At 57.1% G+C, this 19,052-nt stretch carries 17 protein-coding genes; 10 read left to right on the top strand and 7 right to left on the bottom strand.

Features of this window, described 5'->3' with window-relative positions:
- Positions 1-151: 151 nt before the first annotated feature.
- The 6 genes from cheW to flhD form a co-directional block, all read right to left on the bottom strand.
- Complete coding sequence (gene cheW / locus ACJ8J5_RS03075; protein ID WP_025303271.1) at positions 152-652, bottom strand: chemotaxis protein CheW; 501 nt, start codon at positions 650-652, stop codon at positions 152-154.
- A 32-nt stretch (positions 653-684) separates the two neighbouring features.
- Positions 685-2,706: a chemotaxis protein CheA gene (cheA, locus tag ACJ8J5_RS03070; RefSeq protein WP_049206033.1), complete on the bottom strand. Its 2,022-nt coding sequence runs from the start codon at positions 2,704-2,706 to the stop codon at positions 685-687.
- Positions 2,703-3,779 carry a flagellar motor protein MotB gene (gene motB / locus ACJ8J5_RS03065; RefSeq protein ID WP_043138656.1) on the bottom strand — a complete coding sequence of 359 codons (1,077 nt, stop codon included), beginning with the start codon at positions 3,777-3,779 and terminating at the stop codon, positions 2,703-2,705. The genes cheA and motB overlap by 4 nt, the downstream gene beginning before the upstream one ends.
- Complete coding sequence (gene motA / locus ACJ8J5_RS03060) at positions 3,776-4,666, bottom strand: flagellar motor stator protein MotA (protein ID WP_015378266.1); 891 nt, start codon at positions 4,664-4,666, stop codon at positions 3,776-3,778. Before motA ends, motB begins: the two co-directional genes overlap by 4 nt.
- A 145-nt stretch (positions 4,667-4,811) precedes the next feature.
- Positions 4,812-5,396: a flagellar transcriptional regulator FlhC gene (gene flhC, locus ACJ8J5_RS03055; RefSeq protein ID WP_016927281.1), complete on the bottom strand. Its 585-nt coding sequence runs from the start codon at positions 5,394-5,396 to the stop codon at positions 4,812-4,814.
- Positions 5,396-5,746 carry a flagellar transcriptional regulator FlhD gene (flhD, locus tag ACJ8J5_RS03050; RefSeq protein ID WP_004934891.1) on the bottom strand — a complete coding sequence of 117 codons (351 nt, stop codon included), beginning with the start codon at positions 5,744-5,746 and terminating at the stop codon, positions 5,396-5,398. Before flhD ends, flhC begins: the two co-directional genes overlap by 1 nt.
- 1,337 nt (positions 5,747-7,083) lie before the next feature.
- Between flhD and ydgT the strand changes: the two genes are divergently transcribed.
- The 3 genes from ydgT (at position 7,084) to ACJ8J5_RS03035 (ending at position 9,033) form a co-directional block, all read left to right on the top strand.
- Positions 7,084-7,299 carry a transcription modulator YdgT gene (gene ydgT / locus ACJ8J5_RS03045; RefSeq protein ID WP_025303274.1) on the top strand — a complete coding sequence of 72 codons (216 nt, stop codon included), beginning with the start codon at positions 7,084-7,086 and terminating at the stop codon, positions 7,297-7,299.
- Between the two features lie 197 nt (positions 7,300-7,496).
- Entirely contained in the window at positions 7,497-7,916 is a 420-nt protein-coding gene (uspC, locus tag ACJ8J5_RS03040; RefSeq protein WP_025303275.1) for a universal stress protein UspC, read from the top strand.
- An 85-nt stretch (positions 7,917-8,001) separates the two neighbouring features.
- Complete coding sequence (locus ACJ8J5_RS03035; RefSeq protein WP_025303276.1) at positions 8,002-9,033, top strand: NADP-dependent oxidoreductase; 1,032 nt, start codon at positions 8,002-8,004, stop codon at positions 9,031-9,033.
- A 34-nt stretch (positions 9,034-9,067) separates the two neighbouring features.
- Here the strand turns inward: ACJ8J5_RS03035 and pcp are convergent, their stop codons facing one another.
- Positions 9,068-9,715, bottom strand: coding sequence for a pyroglutamyl-peptidase I (pcp, locus tag ACJ8J5_RS03030; protein ID WP_025303277.1), 648 nt, complete (start codon positions 9,713-9,715; stop codon positions 9,068-9,070).
- A gap of 97 nt (positions 9,716-9,812) precedes the next feature.
- Here pcp and ACJ8J5_RS03025 point away from each other — a divergent pair, with 97 nt between their 5' ends.
- From ACJ8J5_RS03025 to ACJ8J5_RS02995, 7 genes are all read left to right on the top strand, one after another.
- Complete coding sequence (locus ACJ8J5_RS03025) at positions 9,813-10,745, top strand: LysR family transcriptional regulator (protein ID WP_025303278.1); 933 nt, start codon at positions 9,813-9,815, stop codon at positions 10,743-10,745.
- A 512-nt stretch (positions 10,746-11,257) separates the two neighbouring features.
- Complete coding sequence (locus ACJ8J5_RS03020) at positions 11,258-13,597, top strand: type VI secretion system Vgr family protein (protein WP_311271758.1); 2,340 nt, start codon at positions 11,258-11,260, stop codon at positions 13,595-13,597.
- 10 nt (positions 13,598-13,607) lie between these two features.
- Positions 13,608-13,997, top strand: coding sequence for a DUF3592 domain-containing protein (locus ACJ8J5_RS03015; protein ID WP_025303280.1), 390 nt, complete (start codon positions 13,608-13,610; stop codon positions 13,995-13,997).
- Between the two features lie 100 nt (positions 13,998-14,097).
- Positions 14,098-14,598, top strand: coding sequence for a hypothetical protein (locus ACJ8J5_RS03010; RefSeq protein WP_197780463.1), 501 nt, complete (start codon positions 14,098-14,100; stop codon positions 14,596-14,598).
- Positions 14,599-14,769: 171 nt separating this feature from the next.
- On the top strand, positions 14,770-17,322 hold the full coding sequence (locus tag ACJ8J5_RS03005; protein WP_173890274.1) for a DUF2169 family type VI secretion system accessory protein: 2,553 nt from the start codon (positions 14,770-14,772) through the stop codon (positions 17,320-17,322).
- The gene (locus ACJ8J5_RS03000; RefSeq protein WP_043138675.1) at positions 17,319-18,386 is read left to right on the top strand and encodes a pentapeptide repeat-containing protein; all 1,068 of its coding nucleotides are present in this window, start codon (positions 17,319-17,321) and stop codon (positions 18,384-18,386) included. The genes ACJ8J5_RS03005 and ACJ8J5_RS03000 overlap by 4 nt, the downstream gene beginning before the upstream one ends.
- Before the next feature lie 30 nt (positions 18,387-18,416).
- A complete protein-coding gene (locus ACJ8J5_RS02995) occupies positions 18,417-19,052 on the top strand; it encodes a DUF3540 domain-containing protein (RefSeq protein ID WP_025303284.1) in 636 nt (211 codons plus the stop codon).

The raw sequence follows: 19,052 nt of genomic DNA, 5'->3' as shown, positions 1-19,052 counted from the left end.
AATGAGAGAGTTATCGGCGCCGCGCGGCAAAACTTTATGCGGGAAAGTAACTATTTTTAGTAAGGGTTCCGGGCGCGGCTGACGGCATCGCGACAGGTCAGGAAGAGTGATGGGTCAAGGGGGCAGCGCCCTGCCCCCCTGGAGTCTTGAATCAGACGCTTTTCGCCACGCTGTCGACCAGCGACATCTCTTCGCTGCTCAGCAGCTTTTCGATATCCACCAGGATCAGCATGCGCTCGCCCAGCGAACCGAGCCCGGTGAGGTACTCGGTCGCGAGGGTCACCGCAAACTCCGGCGCCGGGCGGATCTGCTCGGCGGTCAATGACAGCACGTCGGAAACGCCGTCGACCACGATGCCCACCACGCGCTGGCCAAAGTTCAGCACGATCACCACGGTGTTCTCATCGTAAGACACGCTTTGCTGGGAGAATTTCACCCGCAGATCGATGATCGGGACGATCACGCCGCGCAGGTTAGTGACCCCCTTGATGAACGCCGGGGTGTTGGCGATGCGGGTCACCTGATCGTAGCCGCGAATTTCCTGCACCTTGAGGATATCGATGCCGTACTCCTCGTTGCCCAGGGTGAAAATCAGAAACTCTTGCCCTACCGTTTCGCCAGCCAATTTGCTGACGGCTGCCAATCCTGCCATATCATTCACCTTTTAAATCAATAAACTCATTATTATGCGGCGGCGTCCGTCAGACGCTTTTCACGGTTCAAGGTTTGCAACGCCGAGACATCGACGATCAAGGCCACGCTGCCGTCGCCCAAAATGGTCGCGGCGGAGATGCCCGGCACTTTGCGGTAGTTGCTTTCCAGATTCTTCACCACCACCTGATGCTGGCCGATCAGCTGATCCACCAGCAACGCATAGCGGCGGCCGGCACTTTGCAGGATGACGACGATGCCCTGCGTAGCGTCGGTTTTGGCGCCTTCCACTTCAAATACCCGATACAGCTCCACCAGCGGCAGGTATTCGCCGCGCACCTGCAGCACGCGTTCGCCGCCGGCCAGCGGGTGCAAGTCTTCCGCCTGAGGCTGCAGCGATTCCATCACCGCGTTCAGCGGCAGGATAAAGACTTCGTCGTTCACTTTGACCGACATGCCGTCAAGGATCGCCAGCGTCAACGGCAGCAGGATGCGGATGGTGGTGCCCTTACCGGCCTGTGAACGGATCTCGACGTGGCCGCCCATCTCCTGAATATTCCGTTTCACCACGTCCATGCCGACGCCACGGCCGGAAACGTCGGTCACCTGCTCGGCGGTAGAGAAGCCCGGAGCAAAGATCAGCATGCCGACCTCTTCGTCGCTCATGCTGTCGCTCACCGCCAGCCCTTGCGACGCGGCCTTGGCGAGAATTTTTTCGCGGTTCAGGCCGGCGCCATCGTCGATGACCTCAATACAGATGTTGCCACCCTGATGTTCGGCCGACAGCACCAGATTGCCCACCGCCGATTTACCGGCGGCGATGCGGGTGGCCGGTTCTTCGATACCGTGATCGAGGCTGTTGCGCACCAGGTGCGTCAACGGATCGATAATCCGTTCGATCAGGCTCTTGTCCAGTTCGGTGGAGCTGCCCTGCAGCGTCAGTTCCACCTGTTTGTTCAGCTTGCCGGCCAAATCGCGCACCAGGCGCGGGTAGCGGCTGAAGACATATTCCATCGGCATCATGCGGATCGACATGACCGACTCTTGAAGATCGCGCGCGTTACGCTCCAGCTGGCTCATGCTGTTCAGCAGATCGCCGTGGTTCACCGGATCCAGCGTGCCGGAGCGTTGCGCCAGCATCGACTGGGTGATCACCAGTTCGCCCACCAGGTTGATCAGCTGATCCACTTTTTCCACCGCCACGCGAATGCTGGTGGATTCGCTCGCCTTGGCGCGCGCTTTTGGCGCTTCCGCCGCTGCGGCGGCCGGTTTAGTGGCGGGCGGCACGGCGCTGGCGACCGGCGCTGGCGCAGGTTCCGGCACGGCGACCGCTTCCGGTAAGCTCGCTTCCACGGCGGCCGGTTCGCTTTGCGTCGGCGTCGAGAAGCTGATTTGTTCCGGTTCCAACACGAAGCACAGCACGGCGCTGATGTCGTCTTCGCTGGCGGAGGTGAGCAACGTCACGTCCAGACTGTGTTCCGTCTGATGCGGATCTTTAACCTCGCCGAGGTTGCCCAGCTCTTCCAACATCAAGGGGATTTCACTGGCTTTTAGCCCGTTCAGGCTGATGCGCATGCCGCCTTCGATCGCCGCCGGCGCGGCTGCGTGCTGAACAACGGGCTGCTGAACGGCCGGTTGAACCGCGGGCGCCTCCTGCTGCTGTTGCGCTTCCAACGCCAGCTGGCGCAGCGCCTGGCAAATGTATTCAAAGCTTTCGGCGTCAGGCTGTTGCGAGGTTTTATAGGCGTCCAGTTGCTCCTGCATAATGTCTTTGGTTTCCAGAAACAGGTTGATAATCTCGGTGCTCAGGCTCATTTCCTGGCGTCTTGCACCGTCCAGCAGGTTCTCCAGCAGGTGGGTAGTTTCCTGCAGCACCGAAAAGCCAAAGGTCGCCGCACCGCCCTTGATCGAGTGTGCCGCGCGGAAGATGGCGTTCAACGGCTCGATATCGGGGGCCAGCGGATCCAGCTCCAGCAGGTGTTGCTCCATGTCGGCCAGCAACTCGTCCGCCTCATCAAAGAAGGTCTGATAAAAATCGCTAATGTCCATGCTCACGGGGTCACCTCTGGCTGTGAGTCGCGGTTAGTCGGTGCGGGCGCAGCCGCCGATTGTTCCGGCGTTTGGCCGGCCGGGGCTATCGCCGGGGATGTCTGCGATTGGGCGGCAGGGTCCATCGCCGGCGGCGTCGCTTGATCGGTCGGCGTTACCGCCTGGGGTTCCGGCGTTTGGCTGGCCGGCGCAGTCGCCGACGGCGCCAGCTGCTTCAGGCTATCCGGCTGGGCGATATCCATCGCGTTGCTTTCGGCATTTTCGTGTTCGATGCCCTCTTGCGTTTGCTTGTTCAGCACCAGCACGGTGATACGACGGTTGATCGCATCATCGGCGCCGTGCTGTTTCAGGCTCATGGTGGCCGCCATGCCCACCACCCGCAGCACCTTGCCTTCCGCCAGGCCGCCGGCAATCAGCTCGCGTCGGGAGGCGTTGGCGCGATCGGCCGACAGTTCCCAGTTGCTGTAGCCGCGCTCGCCGGTGGCGTAAGGGATATCATCGGTGTGGCCGGACAGGCTGATCTTGTTCGGCAGGTCGTTGAGGATCGGCGCTATCGCCCGCAGAATATCGCGCATATAACTCTCGACCTGCGCGCTGCCGGTTTTGAACATCGGCCGGTTCTGGCTATCGATAATCTGAATGCGCAGCCCCTCATCCATCATGTTGATCAACAGATGCGGACGCAGCGCCTTCAGGCGCGGATCGGACTCAATCAACTCATCCAGCTTTTCGCGCAGCTTGTTCAGGCGCAGCTCTTCGGCGCGCGAGTCCGGCGAGTCGACCTGCTTTCTCACCAGGCCATGCTGTTGCGTAGGATCGTCGCCGCCGCCCGGGATTGGGCTGCTTTCGGAACTGCTCTTGTCGCCGCTGGTCAGGGCAACCTTGAGCGGCGTGCGGAAATATTCGGCGATTTGCGTCAGCTCCTGCGGGCTGGCGATCGCCAGCAGCCACATCACCAGGAAGAACGCCATCATCGCCGTCATAAAGTCGGCATAAGCGATCTTCCAGGAGCCGCCGTGATGGGCGGCATGATGCGACTTGCGCTTTCTGACCAGAACGACCGGATGATTCTGTTTCATGCTTCTTCTTCTTCCGTCGCCTGCTGCGCCGGCGCTTTCACGCGGCGCACGTGTTCTTCCAGCTCAACGAAAGAAGGACGTTCGGTGGTATACAGCGTTTTGCGGCCAAACTCGACCGCGATCTGCGGTGCGTATCCGTTCAGGCTCGACAGCAGCGTGACCTTGATGCACTGCATCATCTTGACGTTTTCGGCGCTCTTCTGGCGCAGCAACGTGGCCAGCGGCGAGATGAAGCCGTAGGCCAGCAGAATACCGAGGAAAGTACCAACCATGGCGTTAGCGATGAGCGCCCCCAGTTCCGCAGCCGGCCGATCGGCCGAAGCCAGGGCGTGTACCACCCCCATCACCGCCGCGACGATACCGAACGCAGGCAAGGAGTCACCCACCATCGCCAAACTGCCGGCGGGCACTTCGCTTTCCTGCTCGTAGGTTTCGATCTCTTCGTCCATCAGCGCTTCGATCTCGAACGCATTCATATTGCCGCTCACCATCAGCCGTAAATAGTCGGTAATGAACTCCACCAGGGTGTTATCGGCAAGGATGCGCGGATAATTAGAGAAAATTTCACTTTCTTGCGGATTATCGATGTCGAACTCGAGCGACAGCATGCCTTGCTGACGCGATTTGGCCAGCAGGCGGAACAACAGCGCCATCAGATCCATGTACAGATCTTTGTTGTATTTGGAACGGCGCATCAGCCGCGGCAGCGCGCGCAGCGTGGCCTTGATCGCCTTGCCGTTGTTGCCGACGATGAAAGCGCCGACACCCGCCCCGCCGATAATCAGAAACTCCGCCGGTTGGTATAACGCACCGAGATGACCGCCCACGATCAGGTAGCCGCCAAACACCGCACCCAATACCACGAGATAACCCAAAATAACTAGCACACGCATTCCTTAAATTAACAATGTGGATGGAAGGTGGGGCAAACGCGCCCTGGCGCGACAGACCAGGCTGCGTGTCTGGGGGCGGCATGCCGCCCCTGCGTATCACACGTCGGTATTCATTGCCGAGAGCCGGCAACGTGGCGGCTCAAATGGCGCGTTTGACCTGCTCGTCCAGCAGTTGAGGAATAATATCGGCCAGTTGCGGCGAAAGTTTACGTCTTTTTACGGCGCGGGATGGGGGTTGGCATAAACTGCAGATGAAACCATTCAGCGGCTGATGCGCATGAGTGATAAATGCGCCGCCGCAGCAGCTGCAGGCGGAGAGCTGCAACATGCCGCTATCGACGAAACGCACCAGCGTCCAGGCACGGGTCAGCGCCAGCAGCGGCGCCTCGCCGGCCTGCTGCGGGCACTGTTCCAGGTAGAGGCGATAGGCTTTGATCACCGCCTCCACTCCGCTGCACTGCCCGCTTTTCATCAGAAACAGGTAGGCGTTGTAAAACATCGACGAGTGAATATTTTGTTCCCAGGTCATAAACCAGTCGGTTGAGAACGGTAACATTCCTTTTGGCGGCGGGCTGCCGCGTAACTCCTTGTAAAGTTTAATCAAGCGCCCACGGCTGAGCTGAGTTTCACTCTCCAGCATCTGCAGTCGGGCTCCCAGCGAAATCAGCTCCATAGCGAGCTGAATGTCCTTGGCTTCTTGAACGATACTTTTCTCAACCATCATCAGGCTCTTTTCTTCGTCGGGCTAGCGTCTTTACTCGATAGCTCTTGCAGTAAATGGCTTGATAGCAAAATGCCGGTATGGATTTGTTGCAGATCGTCGACGCGCGACTCTTTGGTCAGGCGTTCGATGGTCTGGCTTTCGTTAAAGCGGAAGTGGCAAACCAGCTGGTTGGTCTCGGCCAGTTTGACCATTTGCGGCAAAGTCAGCTGCGCCAGCGCATCGGCCATGGTTTCATCAATACCCAGGCGGAACATCGCGGACGCTTTTTCATCGTTGATCAAACGCTGTGCTAAAAGTAAATATGACAAATTGATGTCATAAATATGCTTAAGTAATTCAGACGTACCCATATTCCCCATCCCGACAGACTATGTTTAAAAACATACGCTGGGTGATAAATTTTATCGCCCGTGACTTGGGTTGTTTCCCAAAGTTGGCAAATTAATCTCTCAAAAACGACTGCTATAATTTTCTACAATCGCTAAATTCGACCACTGTTCAGTATTTGCTACGAGCGTAAACCTACGTGTATGGATGTACAGCATTCTGCTTCGATAGTGTTTAGTCACCATGAAACTATTTTTACAAATTTAATAAGATTATTCCTAAAGCAGCGCAACTCTACCCCCGAACCATTAGCACACACAATGTAAGTGAGAGGCAATTTTAAATACAATGTGACATAGATCACAAAAATAAAAAATAATTAAGCCAAATACCCCCAAATACGCTCACTTATTGACCGCCATTTTGTACACAAAACAACCATAGGTAAAAAAACGTCTTAAAAACAATGTTTATCCGCCAAAAAATTATCTTTTTTAGATCAATTCGAACAAAAGCATCACCAAACCAAAATAACAGAACAAAAATCTGTATATAGGCAACAAACTCAGTATAAATAACCATTTGAGTTACTAAAAAATATCCAAGCTGAAAAATAACCAGTGTAAACTATAAGGTTATTAGCTATCGGATTTGACTTAAGCCCCCAGCCTGAGGCTGTTTTAATTTTCAACATCAGGTGATTATGGCTTATCAATGATTCGCGGGCGTAGTGAACAAGCTCACAGACGTAACGATATGTTTCCGTATTAGCACGATGCAAGAATACTTTTTTTGCGTTAAATTCCGCCAAAACGATATATCGGCAGCACGCCATAAAACTTTAATGCTTTTTATTTCTTTTTTGTCGTCGTGATAATTTCCCCTCATCCCCAGATGATTATTTACATGGCTTACGATTTCATCCCCTTATGGTCATAAAATAAAACGCAGTTTTGTTTTACTCTTCATATTTCTCCATCGAGAAAAACGGCGTTTTAACGTCAGCGGCGGCGAAAAACACCACCCAATGCCGCGGCCGGGTGAAAAAATCACTGCAGAATGAGGCCTGGCACGGCAGCGCGTGCTTGTGCACAGCAGCGACGACGACGCGTCTGCCGTCAGCCGCCCTGAGACTTTCCCTATTTCTCCATTTATCAGCAGGATGAGATTGCTGACGGCGCACGGGCATATTATGATTTATCAAAGCGCCGCTACGGGCGGCGTGACATCATTACCCAGTGCAATTTATCTACTTGAAATGATTTTTGTCAGGTCGTACATCGCTACCTCGACGGCGTCGCCGTGAGCCGCCGATGTGTTATTCACCCGGCTTTAACTATTAACAGGCTATATTTTAATCATGACCGATACGCTCGAATATCTGCTGACATTCCGTAAATGCTCCTCTTTGGACAGCCTGGAGAAGGTGTACGACAAACTGAACTACTCCATTGAAAATGATACAGAAATGAGCAATATGTACCGCGCTGCCGACCACCGTCGCGCTGAGCTGGTTGCCGGTAAACTGTTCGATCTGGGCAAAGTGCCGAAAACGCTGTGGACGCAGGTGCTTTAATTCAGTGAAATTACGTGCGGCAACGGTTTTATCTTTTATTGCTATATAACCGGTGCAAATTCAGCTTTTATTGCCGCGCGTGATGCGAAACACATTTATTCCACCCGCCAGGTTCTACCCTTTATCCGACGCAAGACTTCCACCAAGGCCACCGATGCGGCAGCCTGAAACACGATGGATACAACAAGGAGTAGGATATGGGGTATCAAAACGTTCTGGTCACCGTTGCCGTTGCCCCTGACAGCCACCGTCTGGTGGAAAAGGCCGTCTCCATCGTCCGCCCTTACAGCGGCAGCATCACCTTGCTGAGCACGCTCGCCAACCCGGAAATGTACAATAATTTCGCCGGGCCAATGCTGGGCGATTTACGCACGTTGATGGAGGAGGAAACCCGGCTGTTTATGGAGGAACTGCGTCAACGCGCCGGTTACCCGATCGCCGATACGTTGATCGTGCACGGCGAGCTGGGTGATAGCCTGGAATACGCCAGCCGCCGTCAGCCGTTCGACCTGCTGCTCTGCGGCAACCATCGCGACGGCATGATGAATAAGGTCTCCTGTTCCGCCGCCCGCTTTATCAATATCAGCCATATCGACGTGCTGATCGTTCCGCTCTAAGGCTAAGCACATTCGGTAACGTTGCCTTGCCGCCCCTGGACTAGGCTTAACGAATCTTGTTTGTCGCAACGCAAAGGAGCTTTCGATGTCCCCTTCTCAACAGAACCGCCGCTTCCTGCTGGCTTCGCGTCCGCACGGCGAACCGACGGCGGCCAACTTCCGTCTCGATACCGTCCCCGCACCGCAGCCCGCCGCCGGGCAGCTGGTGCTGCGCACTGTTTATCTGTCGCTGGATCCTTATATGCGCGGGCGCATGAGCGATGCCCCCTCCTACGCGCCGCCGGTGGAGATCGGTCAGGTCATGGTGGGCGGTACGGTATCGCGCGTGGCGGCTTCACAGCATCCCGATTTCAACGTCGGCGATTGGGTGTTGGGTTATGACGGCTGGCAGGATTACGCCCTGTCTGACGGCAGCGGCCTGCGCAACCTAGGCCCGCACCTGCCGCATCCTTCCCGCCTGCTGGGCGTGCTGGGCATGCCGGGATTTACCGCTTACATGGGGTTGCTCGACATCGGCCAACCGCAGGCAGGTGAAACGCTGGTGGTCGCCGCCGCCAGCGGTGCGGTCGGTTCGGTGGTCGGCCAAATCGGGAAGCTGAAAGGCTGCCGCGTCGTCGGCGTCGCCGGCGGTGCGGAAAAATGCCGCTATGTGGTGGAAGAGTTGGGTTTCGACGCCTGTCTCGATCACCGCGCCCCTGACTTTGCCGAACAGCTGGCGGCCGCCTGCCCAAAAGGCATCGACATCTATTACGAAAACGTCGGTGGGGCGGTGTTCGACGCCGTGCTGCCGCTGTTGAACACCAAAGCACGCATTCCGGTGTGCGGCATCATCGCCCATTACAATGCCACCGGATTACCTGCGGGGCCGGACCGCTTGCCCCTGCTGGAAGGGCTGATCCTGCGCAAACGCATCCGCATGCAGGGCTTTATCATCTTCGACGACTACGGCTCACGCTTTGACGAATTCTTGCAACAAATGAGCAGTTGGGTCGAACAGGGGAAAATCAAGTTCCGCGAGGACATCGTTGATGGGCTGGAGCAGGCGCCGCAGGCGTTTATCGGCCTGCTGCAGGGCAAAAACTTCGGCAAACTGGTGATCCGCGTCGCCGACGAATAACCCGTAGCAGGGCGTGGTACACCACGCCCTGCTTTTAATGTACGGCGCCGTCGCCGAATCGCACATCTTCCTCTACCGTCAGCGTCACCTGTACGACCGTGCGCACCGCTTCCACCATCGTCGCCAGCGCCATGCTCGGCTTGCCCGGATGGGACGCCGCCAGTTCATGACTGTACGGAATATGTACGAATCCACCCCTGACACTCACGTGCTGCGTCTCCAGATAGTGCCGCAGACCGTAAAAAATATGGTTGCAGTTATAGGTACCTGCCGTATAAGAAACCGCCGCCGGGATCCCCTGTCGGCGCAGCTGCTGCACTGCGGCCTTCACCGGCAACGTGCTAAAATACCCTACCGGCCCGCCCGCCACCACCGGTACGTCGATCGGCTGTTTACCGGCATTGTCGGGAATGCGGGCATCGATCAGATTGATGGCCACCCGTTCCAGCGAAATCTCGGCCCGGCCGCCGGCCAGGCCCAGACAAATCACCGCCAGCGGCTGCAGCGCCTCAATCGCCGCGATCAATTGCTGATTGGCCACGCCCAATACGCAGGGCAGCTCGAGCACCGCGATCTCCGCGCCGGCAATATGTTCACCGGCCAGCGCCTGCGCAATTTGCCAGGAAGGATTCACCGCATCACCATCGAACGGCTCAATGCCGGTGACCAAGACTTTGTTCATCATTTCCCCTGATTGAAGGCTAAATTTGTGTGCTTTCAGCCTAAAGAACACAGTATGATTCTGGAAATGGATTATCTGTATATAGAGTATTCATAAAATGAATTTAGCCAGCGTCGATCTCAACTTGCTGGTGGTGTTTGAGGCGTTGTATCAGACGCGCAACGTCACCGCCGCAGGCCGGCGTCTTAACCGCGCTCAGCCCTCCGTCAGCAATGCATTGGCGCGGCTGCGCATTCTTCTCAACGATCCCCTGTTTGTGCGCAGCGGCGGCGGCATGTCACCCACGCCGCGCGCCCACCAATTGATGCCGCAAATACAGCAGGTGCTTGAACAGATCCATCTGGCGTTGGCCCCCCCTGCCCGTTTCGATCCGGCTACCGCCGGGCAGCGGCGTTTTACGCTGGCGGCCGGCGACTATGCCGATATCTTGCTGCTGCCCACCCTCATCAGCCGGTTGCGTCAGACCGCCCCCGGCATCGATATTCGCGTTTCGCGTCTGGATCGCCACAATATTTATCGGCAACTGGATCGCGGCGAGGTGGATATCGCGCTGGGAGGGCACCTTTCCGGTGCGGAGAGCCACTATGTGCGCACGTTGTTTGAAGAGCATCTGGTGTGTATCGCCAGCCGTTCACACCCACAGCTGGCGGATGGCCGCTGGGATCTGGCACGCTACCTCAGCCTGCCGCATGGGCTGTACGCACCGGCAGACGATGGCTCTGCCAGAGGGCTGGTCGACCGGCGTCTGGCGGAAATCGGCGGTCAGCGGCGCGTCGCCGTGACCTTTTCACATATTGCCGCTCTGCCGGCCGTGGTCGCCGACAGCGATCTGATCGCCACGCTGGCCGCCAGCGCGGCCCGGCATTTTTCCGATCCGCAACGCGTACGCATTCTCCCGCTGCCTGACGAGTTGGCCATCGCGCCTTTCCCCATTGAGCTGATCGCCGGCCGGCAGGCGCAACGCGACCCGGCGTTAATCTGGCTCTGCGAGCTGGTAGGTCAACTCTCCTTCGACTCCTCTCCACGTTAACGACGGTATTCGCTGCATTTTCAACCGTTCAAACGCATGTTCCCAGGCCCGTCGGTGGGCCCTGGGACGCCCACCAAATAGGAATCATCCGAATTAACATTCGCCAAATTTATATATTTGATCATCTTTAACTGGCAAATGGTAAGGATAAAAAACAGTCAGCGACTTTTTTTACGTAAAAAAAGAGTTGTTTTATAAGCACGTTGGCTTATGTGTTACACATTTATTCTTTGGTATTACCAATTTCCCAATAATTTTAGATAAAAAATGATCTGCTCGCATCTATATGTTTTAGATAATAAAAAACAAGATCGTGAGCAAGTTAACGAATTAAGCATTGATCCACAAGGCTATTTTGCAAATGCAGAGCTCTATTGTAGACTGCACAAATCGTGCCTTTGTGTAAACTTTGTTAAATCTTTCGTCAGTTCCTGTCTCTATTCGTGACAGATACGCCATCGGGATCGCGCGTCAATTCTCGTGCGGTAGCTATGCCTAAAGCGGGGAATAGTATGGATCGTCTTATCATTGCGCACACGCCCTTGCCCTCCCATCAGCTGTTGTTCAGAAGCCTTTCCGGCGAGGAAAAACTGGCCGGATTGTTCGAGTTCGACGTCGAGTTGCTCAGCCCCGACAATCGGCTCGATCTGAAAGCGCTGCTGGGACAAAAAATCACGCTGGAGCTGCGGGGCAATCCGTTGGCACCGCGTTATCTCAACGGCAATATCACGCGCATGACCCTCTCCGGCCGAGAAGCTGGCGGCAACCGTTACTATATCTACCGCGCCGTGCTGCGCCCCACGCTGTGGTATCTGACGCAAAACCGCGATTTTCGCATCCACCAGGAAAAAACCGTTCCCGACATCCTGACTCAGGTGCTGGGGCAGTATCAGGTGAAAATCGATAACCGCCTGAGTTACGACTACCGCATCTGGGGATACTGCGTGCAGTATCAGGAGAGCGATTTCGATTTCATCAGCCGTCTGATGGAACACGAAGGCATCTATTATTATTTCACGCACCAGCAAGACGGCCATACGCTGGTGCTGGCTGACGCGCCGGCGGCCCATCAGGAACTCGCCGGCTACGCCAGCATTCCCTACCAGCTCGCGGAAGGTGGCCTGGTGGAAAACAAGGACAGCATCAATAGCTGGAGCGTTTCTGACGCCATCACGCCCAGCCTCTATAGCCTGGATGACTACGATTTTCGTAAGCCACGCGCGCGGTTGCTGGAGGCCCGGCAGAATCCCGCCTCGTTCGCGCAGGACAAAGCCGAGGTGTTCGACTGGCCCGGTCGCTATACCGATCACGCCCACGGCCAGTTTTACGTCAAGGTTCGCCAACAGGAGTTCGAAGCGCAGCACGAGCAGATGAGCGGCGAAGGCAATTCGCAGGGCATTGCGCCCGGCTACCGTTTTCAACTGACCCAGGCGCCGCGTATGGAAGACAACCGCGCCTACCTGGTGGTCAGCGCGCAGTACTTCATGCAGGAAAACAGCTACGCCAGCAACGATAATGATGTTGGCGAGCAGCGAACCGAATTTCAGGTCGTTCCGGCGGACATCAATTGGCGCCCGGCGCGCACCACGCCTTGGCCGAAAACCCACGGCCCGCAAACTGCCGAAGTAGTGGGCCCGGAAGGCGAAAGCATCTGGACCGATAAATATGGCCGGGTGAAACTCAAATTCCGTTGGGATCGCCACGGCAGCGGCAATGAAACCAGTTCCTGTTGGGTGCGCGTCTCGAGCGCCTGGGCCGGCTGGAAATACGGTGGGATCCAGATCCCGCGCGTGGGTGAGGAAGTGGTGGTCGACTTTATCAACGGCGATCCGGATCGCCCTATCATCACCGGCCGCGTTTACAACGAAGACAGCATGCCGCCGTGGGATCTGCCCGGCGACGCCACTAAAATGGGCTTTATGAGCCGCAGTAAAGGCGGCGGCGCCGACAACGCCAGCTTCCTGTTCCTGGAAGACTCGCCCGGCAACGAATCGTTCGACATGCATGCCGAACGCAACATGAACATGACGGTGGAAAACGACAAGAACGTCAATATTGACGGCAGTCGCACCACCACCATCGGGCGCCAGCAGGACGACACCGTCACCGGCGACGCCACGTTCCTGTACAAAGCGAAACGCACGACGACCGTCAATGGGCTGGACACCGCCAACCTGAACGCTCACCAGACGGTGAACATCAAAGGCGGCCGCGACCTGACGATTATCGACGGCGGCGATAAAATCGACATCACCGGCAATCAGTCTTTCAAGCTTGACGGCGCGCAGACGCAAAACATTACGCAAACCCAGCATGTCACGGTGAAAGGCAACCAGACCCTCGACATTACCGAAGGGCAACAGACCAGCACCATCAAGCAGGGGCAGACCGTCAACATCACCGCCGGCGGTCAGCACACCACCATTACTGCCGGCGGGCAAGTCCTGACGATTGAAGCGGGCGGCCAGACCGCTACCGTGAGCGGGGATGTCACCGAAACCTATAATAATAACCAGAACACGACGATCACCGGCACGCTGACCATCAAGGCGAAAACCATTGATATCACCAGTGCGGATGGCGTCTCGGTACAAACGCCGAACTGGAAAGATAACTGCCACGGCTGGAAATGGGTGGCGACCGGGGCCAATTTTGCCTTCTACGGCTCCAATCTTTCGTTGACGGCGACCAGCCTTAAACACACGATGCTGGATATCTCGCATAACCCGCTGTCGATCAGCAAAACCAATTTCAAGCTCAGTAATGATCCCATGACGTTCACTCAGCTTGGCGCGCTGGTCACCAACGGTGCCTTACGATTGAGCACCAAGGCGCTGGCGATCTTCTTGTAAAGGGACTCCCATGTCGAAGGCCAAAAATGTTTTCACCGTTATCGGGTTGATTTTATTGGCTCCCATCCTCAGTCTGGTGGGTTTTTTCAAATTCATCACGGTCGATATCTGGGGTTATTTCAAACATATCGGTTCTTCCCTCAGCGTGATGGAGAACGGTATTTCCGCTTCCGGGCAAATCGTCAGCATTCGCCAGACCAACCTGTGGGACGGAAATCGGCCGGTCTGCGAAGTCGAAGTCAAGTACATCGCCCAAGACGGAAAAAACCATACGGCCGTGGCGAAAGGCCCGATCAGCGTCGTGGATCTGCCGCGTTATCAACCGGGCCATTTCACCGCGATAAAGTACGACCCGAAGAACCCCAAAAAAGCGGTGATCGAAGAGCTTTCCCGGCTTTAAGCGAAAAGGATCCCTCAATCACGCGATCCGATTTCAACGTTCTGCAAACGGCTTATCGTTCATCAGTTCGCTAAATCACCTTGCATAAGGAAGTGTCACGATGGGCGCGTTCATTGCCTTTTCGACACAGGACAGCCTCTGGGGACAGATCCTGTTTACCGTCTTTGGCATCCTGGTCGGCTGCGTATTGCTCGCCGCGATCGGCAAAACCTTTTTGTCGGCAAGCCGAACGGCCGCGTTGCCCATGCGGTTGCTGATCTTTGTCGCGCTGATGCTGGCGCTCCTGAAATACAATCAGCAGGTGATGTCTGCGGTGAATGCTCCCGCAGAGCTGATCGGGTTCCTGATTTTGCCCGGTTTTTTGATGCGTTACCTCGGTGCGGCGACACCCGGCAGACTGACGCTGGCGATAGAGCTGCCCTGTTTTGCGGCGCTCGTCGCGCTGCTGGTTCTGAGCACCGCCGGCGTCGGATTTTTTGCGCCCTATCACCTGGAGAGCACCGGCCAATTTACCGCCAAGGCGATCGCCGCGTCATTGTCCGTCGCCGCCGTGCTGCTGGCTCGCGGAATAAACGGGAAGGACAACGCACTGTCCTCTTGATCATCCATTTCGAAGTGGGACTCTCCCCGCATTAGCGATCGGCGCTGAACGCCGCATCGTTTTCTTCATCTGTTGTGACATAGCCTGATATCTATTAAACCGAAAAACGGATTGTTTTTGAGCAAGCAGCCTGGCTGCCAGCTGATATCCACAGGAAGCTTTACACACACAATGAAAGTCGTAAAACCTCTGCGCCTCAGCGCGCTTCATCGCCCCTTCTCTTGGCAAGGGCAAAATCATCTGGGCGTTTCCGTTTTGGCCTTGGCCGACATGGGGGCCTCCCCGCGTCTGCGCCCCGAACCGGAACTGTGGCAGTTGGCCGCCGACGAACTTACGTTAAGTGGCGGCGTGCTCGATCTGGCTATCCCAAAAGCCTGTGCGGAGTTTCTCGCCACTGGCAACGCCTACACCCACCATCAACAAGACAAAACCGCCTGCGCCGTGAAGATCCAGTTTGATTCGCTGGAGAAAACGCTGGTGGTTTTCGGCGATCGCCATTGGATCAACGATCGTCCCTCCACGCCTCTACCCTTTGCAGAAATGCGTCTGGACTGGCGCCGGGCTTACGGCGGTACTCAGTTCGCCGATAATCCGCACGGCATCGGCGCCACTCCCGAAACATTTCCGCAGGGCCGCATCCATCGCCTACCCAATGTTGAACCGCTGCAGGGACGCCTTGCGTCTCCTCGGCAAAGCGCCCAGCCGGCAAGCTTTGACGCGCTGGATATCACCTGGCCGCGTCGCTTCTCCCGCATCGGTAAAAACTACGACGCCGACTGGTTGAAGCACGGCTTTCCCGGCTTCGCCAACGATATCGACTGGCGCCTGTTCAACATGGCAGAAAGCGATCAGCAGTTTCCTCAACGTGATAGCTTGCCGCCGCGGGCTGCCTATCGGATTTGGAATATGCACCCTTCAGAACCGGTGCAGCAAGGGCATTTACCGCCGTGGCGCGCGCGCTGCTTCATCAACCGACTGCGCGGCGGTGAAACGCATTTCGAAGAGATCGCGATGCGCCATACCACCGTCTGGTTCTTCCCGCATCGGGAACAGATGCTGTTGATCTATCAGGGTAGCGCGCGCATCAATGAGGACGATGCCGCCGACGTGATGCAACTGATGCCGGCCCTGGAAACCGAAGGGGAGCCCCGTTCCACCGCGCATTATCGGCAGGTGTTGGCCCAGCGGCTGGATAAAGAACAGGGTGCTTTGCACGCTTTTCGCGAACAAGAATTGCTGCCGGAGGCGTGCATCGGTGCCTGGCTGGATACGGAAACGCCGACGCAGCAAAGCCCAATGGCGGAAAATATCGCCGCCTACGAGCACCAGCAGCGCGAAGAGCATCGCCAGCGCCTGCTGCGTGAAGGCCAGGACATCGATGAACTGTTCCCGCTACCGTCGCAAGAAGCGCCGCCGAAGCTGGACCAACTCGCCGAATTCGTCGAGCGTCTGGAAAGCCAGGCCGAGGTGCAGTATCAGGACATGCTCAAGCTGGCGCACGCCGAGGGTATCGATCCGCTTAACCCCGGAGGGGATCACGTGTCGCCCTCCGGTGCGGAAAGCTACCAGCAGCAGCGCGATCTGCTGTTCCAGGAGGCGCGCCAGCATCCCGACGCGTTCAGCGAGAAGCAGCTGGGGGAAAGCGAGCGCGCGCTGCACCAAATGTATTTAATGTCAGCGCAGGCGCAAAGCCCTGCACTGCGCTTAAGTGGCGATCTGGCGCAAATCATTCGCCAACGCGTCGCCGCCGCCATGCTGCGCGATAAAGATCTCAGCGGCCTTGATCTCACCGGCGCCGATCTGTCCGGCATGGATCTCTGCCAGGCTAACTTACGCGGCGCTTTATTGGAAAACGCCAATCTACGCCAAACCCGACTGGTGGGTTGCGATCTTCGCGAGGCGATGTTGGCGCGCGCCGATCTCAGCGGCGCCGTCTTGCAGCAGGCCGATCTGAGCCACGCCTCTTTGGCCCTGGCGAAATGCGAAGCGACAGATTTCGGCGGCGCGCAGCTGCATGAGACCAGTATTCAGCAAACGTTGTTTCAACGCTGCGATTTCACGATGGCGTCATTACGCGATTTGCTGGGATACGAAACCTTGCTCGGACAATGTGATTTCAGCCGCGCCACGCTGGCCAACATTACCCTGATGGAACTGCAGCTGGAGCAGCTGACATTCAGCCACGCCCGGCTCGACAAAGTCAGCTTCGTCAAATGCCGGTTGCTGGCGGTGAACTTCAGTCAGGCGCGGCTGGAAAGTTGCGCCTGGGTTGACACCGAGACGCAAAGTCTCAGCTTCCACGCCGCACGTCTCACGGCCTGCGCCTTTGCAGCGAAGACACTGTTGCCGCAGGCGGATTTCAGCGACGCGACGCTAAACCAGTGCAATTTACGCCAGATGCCGTTGCAGCGGGCCAATTTTAGCCGTGCGCGCCTCAATAATTGCGATCTGTCGGAAACCCGATTGAACGAGGCCGATTTCCGCCAGGCCAACGGCAGTGGCAGCCTGTTCATCCGCAGCGATTTGTCTCGCGCCAGCCTGCGCGATGCCAATTTCATTGCGGCTATCCTGCAAAAATGTGTGCTGTCAGGCGCCGACCTGCAGGGCGCCAATCTGTTCCGGGCTGACCTGTCGCAGTCGCAAGTGGATCAGGCAACCCGGCTAGAGAGAGCCTATACCGCCAGGGTGAAAACATTGCCTCGCCACAACGGGAAGGAAGTATGACCTCAAAACCAGAGCAGATACGCCAGCGCGTAAAACGCGGCGAGCCGATCGCCGGAGAGGACTTGCACGGTCTGTCATTCGCCGGTCTGGATTTGGCCGGCGGCATGTTCAACGAACTGAACCTGAACGGCGTGAACTTCTCTGACTGCGATCTGCGCGACAGCGTTTTCAGCGATTGCCAGCTCGAACACGCACAATTTACGCGGGCGGATCTGAAGCAAACGGCCTTCAATCAGTGCGCCATGTCGGCCAGCCGCTTCAGCGAGAGCCATATCGAACTGACGATGTTCAACGATTGTCGGCTTGAACAGAGCGACTTCAGCCGGCTGTCGCTCAACCAAAGTCACTGGATGTCGTGCCAATTGGCCGGCGCGAATTTTTCCGCCACTCAGCACGATCGCACTACCTTTTACGAAAGCCCGCTCGACGGCGCCATGTTGAATCAGGCGCGCTTATGCCTTGTCACGTTCTTTCGATTAAATCTCTGTAAAACGCAGTTTGAAGGCGTGAACTTCGACCGCGTCACGTTTTTCGAATGTGACCACCGCGGCAAAAGTTACGCCGGGCAGAGCCTGATCGCCTGCCAGTTTACCGATAACCAATTGGACGACGTCGACTTCAGCCAGGCGACGCTGCGCCAGAGCAATTTCAAGGGCGCTTCGCTGCGGCGCGCCAACCTGACCAGCGTACAGGCGCAGCAGTCGCTGTGGCTGGAGGCCAATCTGACTCAGGCGCAGTGTCGCGGCGGGCAGTTCGATCAGGCGATCTTCAGCGAAGCGACGTTGGATGCCGCCAACTTCAGCCAGGCGCGCCTGTATCAATGCGTATTTCAGCACAGCCGATCGGCGCGTTGTGATTTCAGCGACAGCGACCTGACCTACGCCGACTTCTGTTATGCCGACATTGGCGCCGCCGATTTCCGGCGCGCGCGCTTTATGCGCACCCGTATGCATCGCGCCCACCAGCAGCAAACGCGCTGGAGCGATCGCAGCGGGATCCTCGAGAGCGACGAAGAGCTGTACGCCGCCGAAACCTGGAGCGCACAGCGCCAGAGCCGAATCTGAATGCATTGACCACTTCACGAGGGGATCACCATGAGCGTTGCCAACACAACTCGCGCCGTCAACATCGCACCGCCCCAACAGGCCGCTGGCCAGGTCGTCAACCTGTTGCCGGACGGCAGTCTGGTGGTGGAATGTGAAGGTCGTGGCTGGCATTGTCGCCGGGCGGCGAGCTGCCTGCTGACGCCGGCCCTCGGCGATAACGTGCTGGTCGCCGGCTGCGGCCACCAGCTGTGGGCGATCGCCGTCCTCGAGCGGGCAGAGCCGCAAAGCACGGCGCGGCTCTGCGTCGCAGGCGATCTGCAGATTGAAACGCCGAACGGCTCGCTGTCGTTGCACAGCGCGCAGGCGCTGAAACTGAGCGGCGACGCCATGACGCTGCAGGCGAACAGCGGCGACTGCCACGTCGACAAGATGAAATACAGCGGCGAAGAGCTGTCGGCCTTCGTCAGCATCAGCCGTTTGGTCGGTAAACGCTGCGAGTCGCTGTGGCATTCGGTCAGCCAGATCAGCCATTCGCTGTTCCGCAAAGTGCGCCAAACCGAGCACGTGCGCGCCGGGCAGCTGGATTATCAGGCGGAAGATTACGCCCGCATTCATGCCCGCAACACGCTCATTACCTCAAAAGACATCACCAAGCTGGATTCGGAACAAATCCACGTCGGATAA

Source organism: Serratia sp. CY43202 (assembly GCF_052168755.1).
Lineage (GTDB): Bacteria > Pseudomonadota > Gammaproteobacteria > Enterobacterales > Enterobacteriaceae > Serratia > Serratia bockelmannii.
The sequence above is the reverse complement of the archived record's forward strand: the minus strand, read 5'-3'. Positions and strand labels throughout refer to the sequence as shown.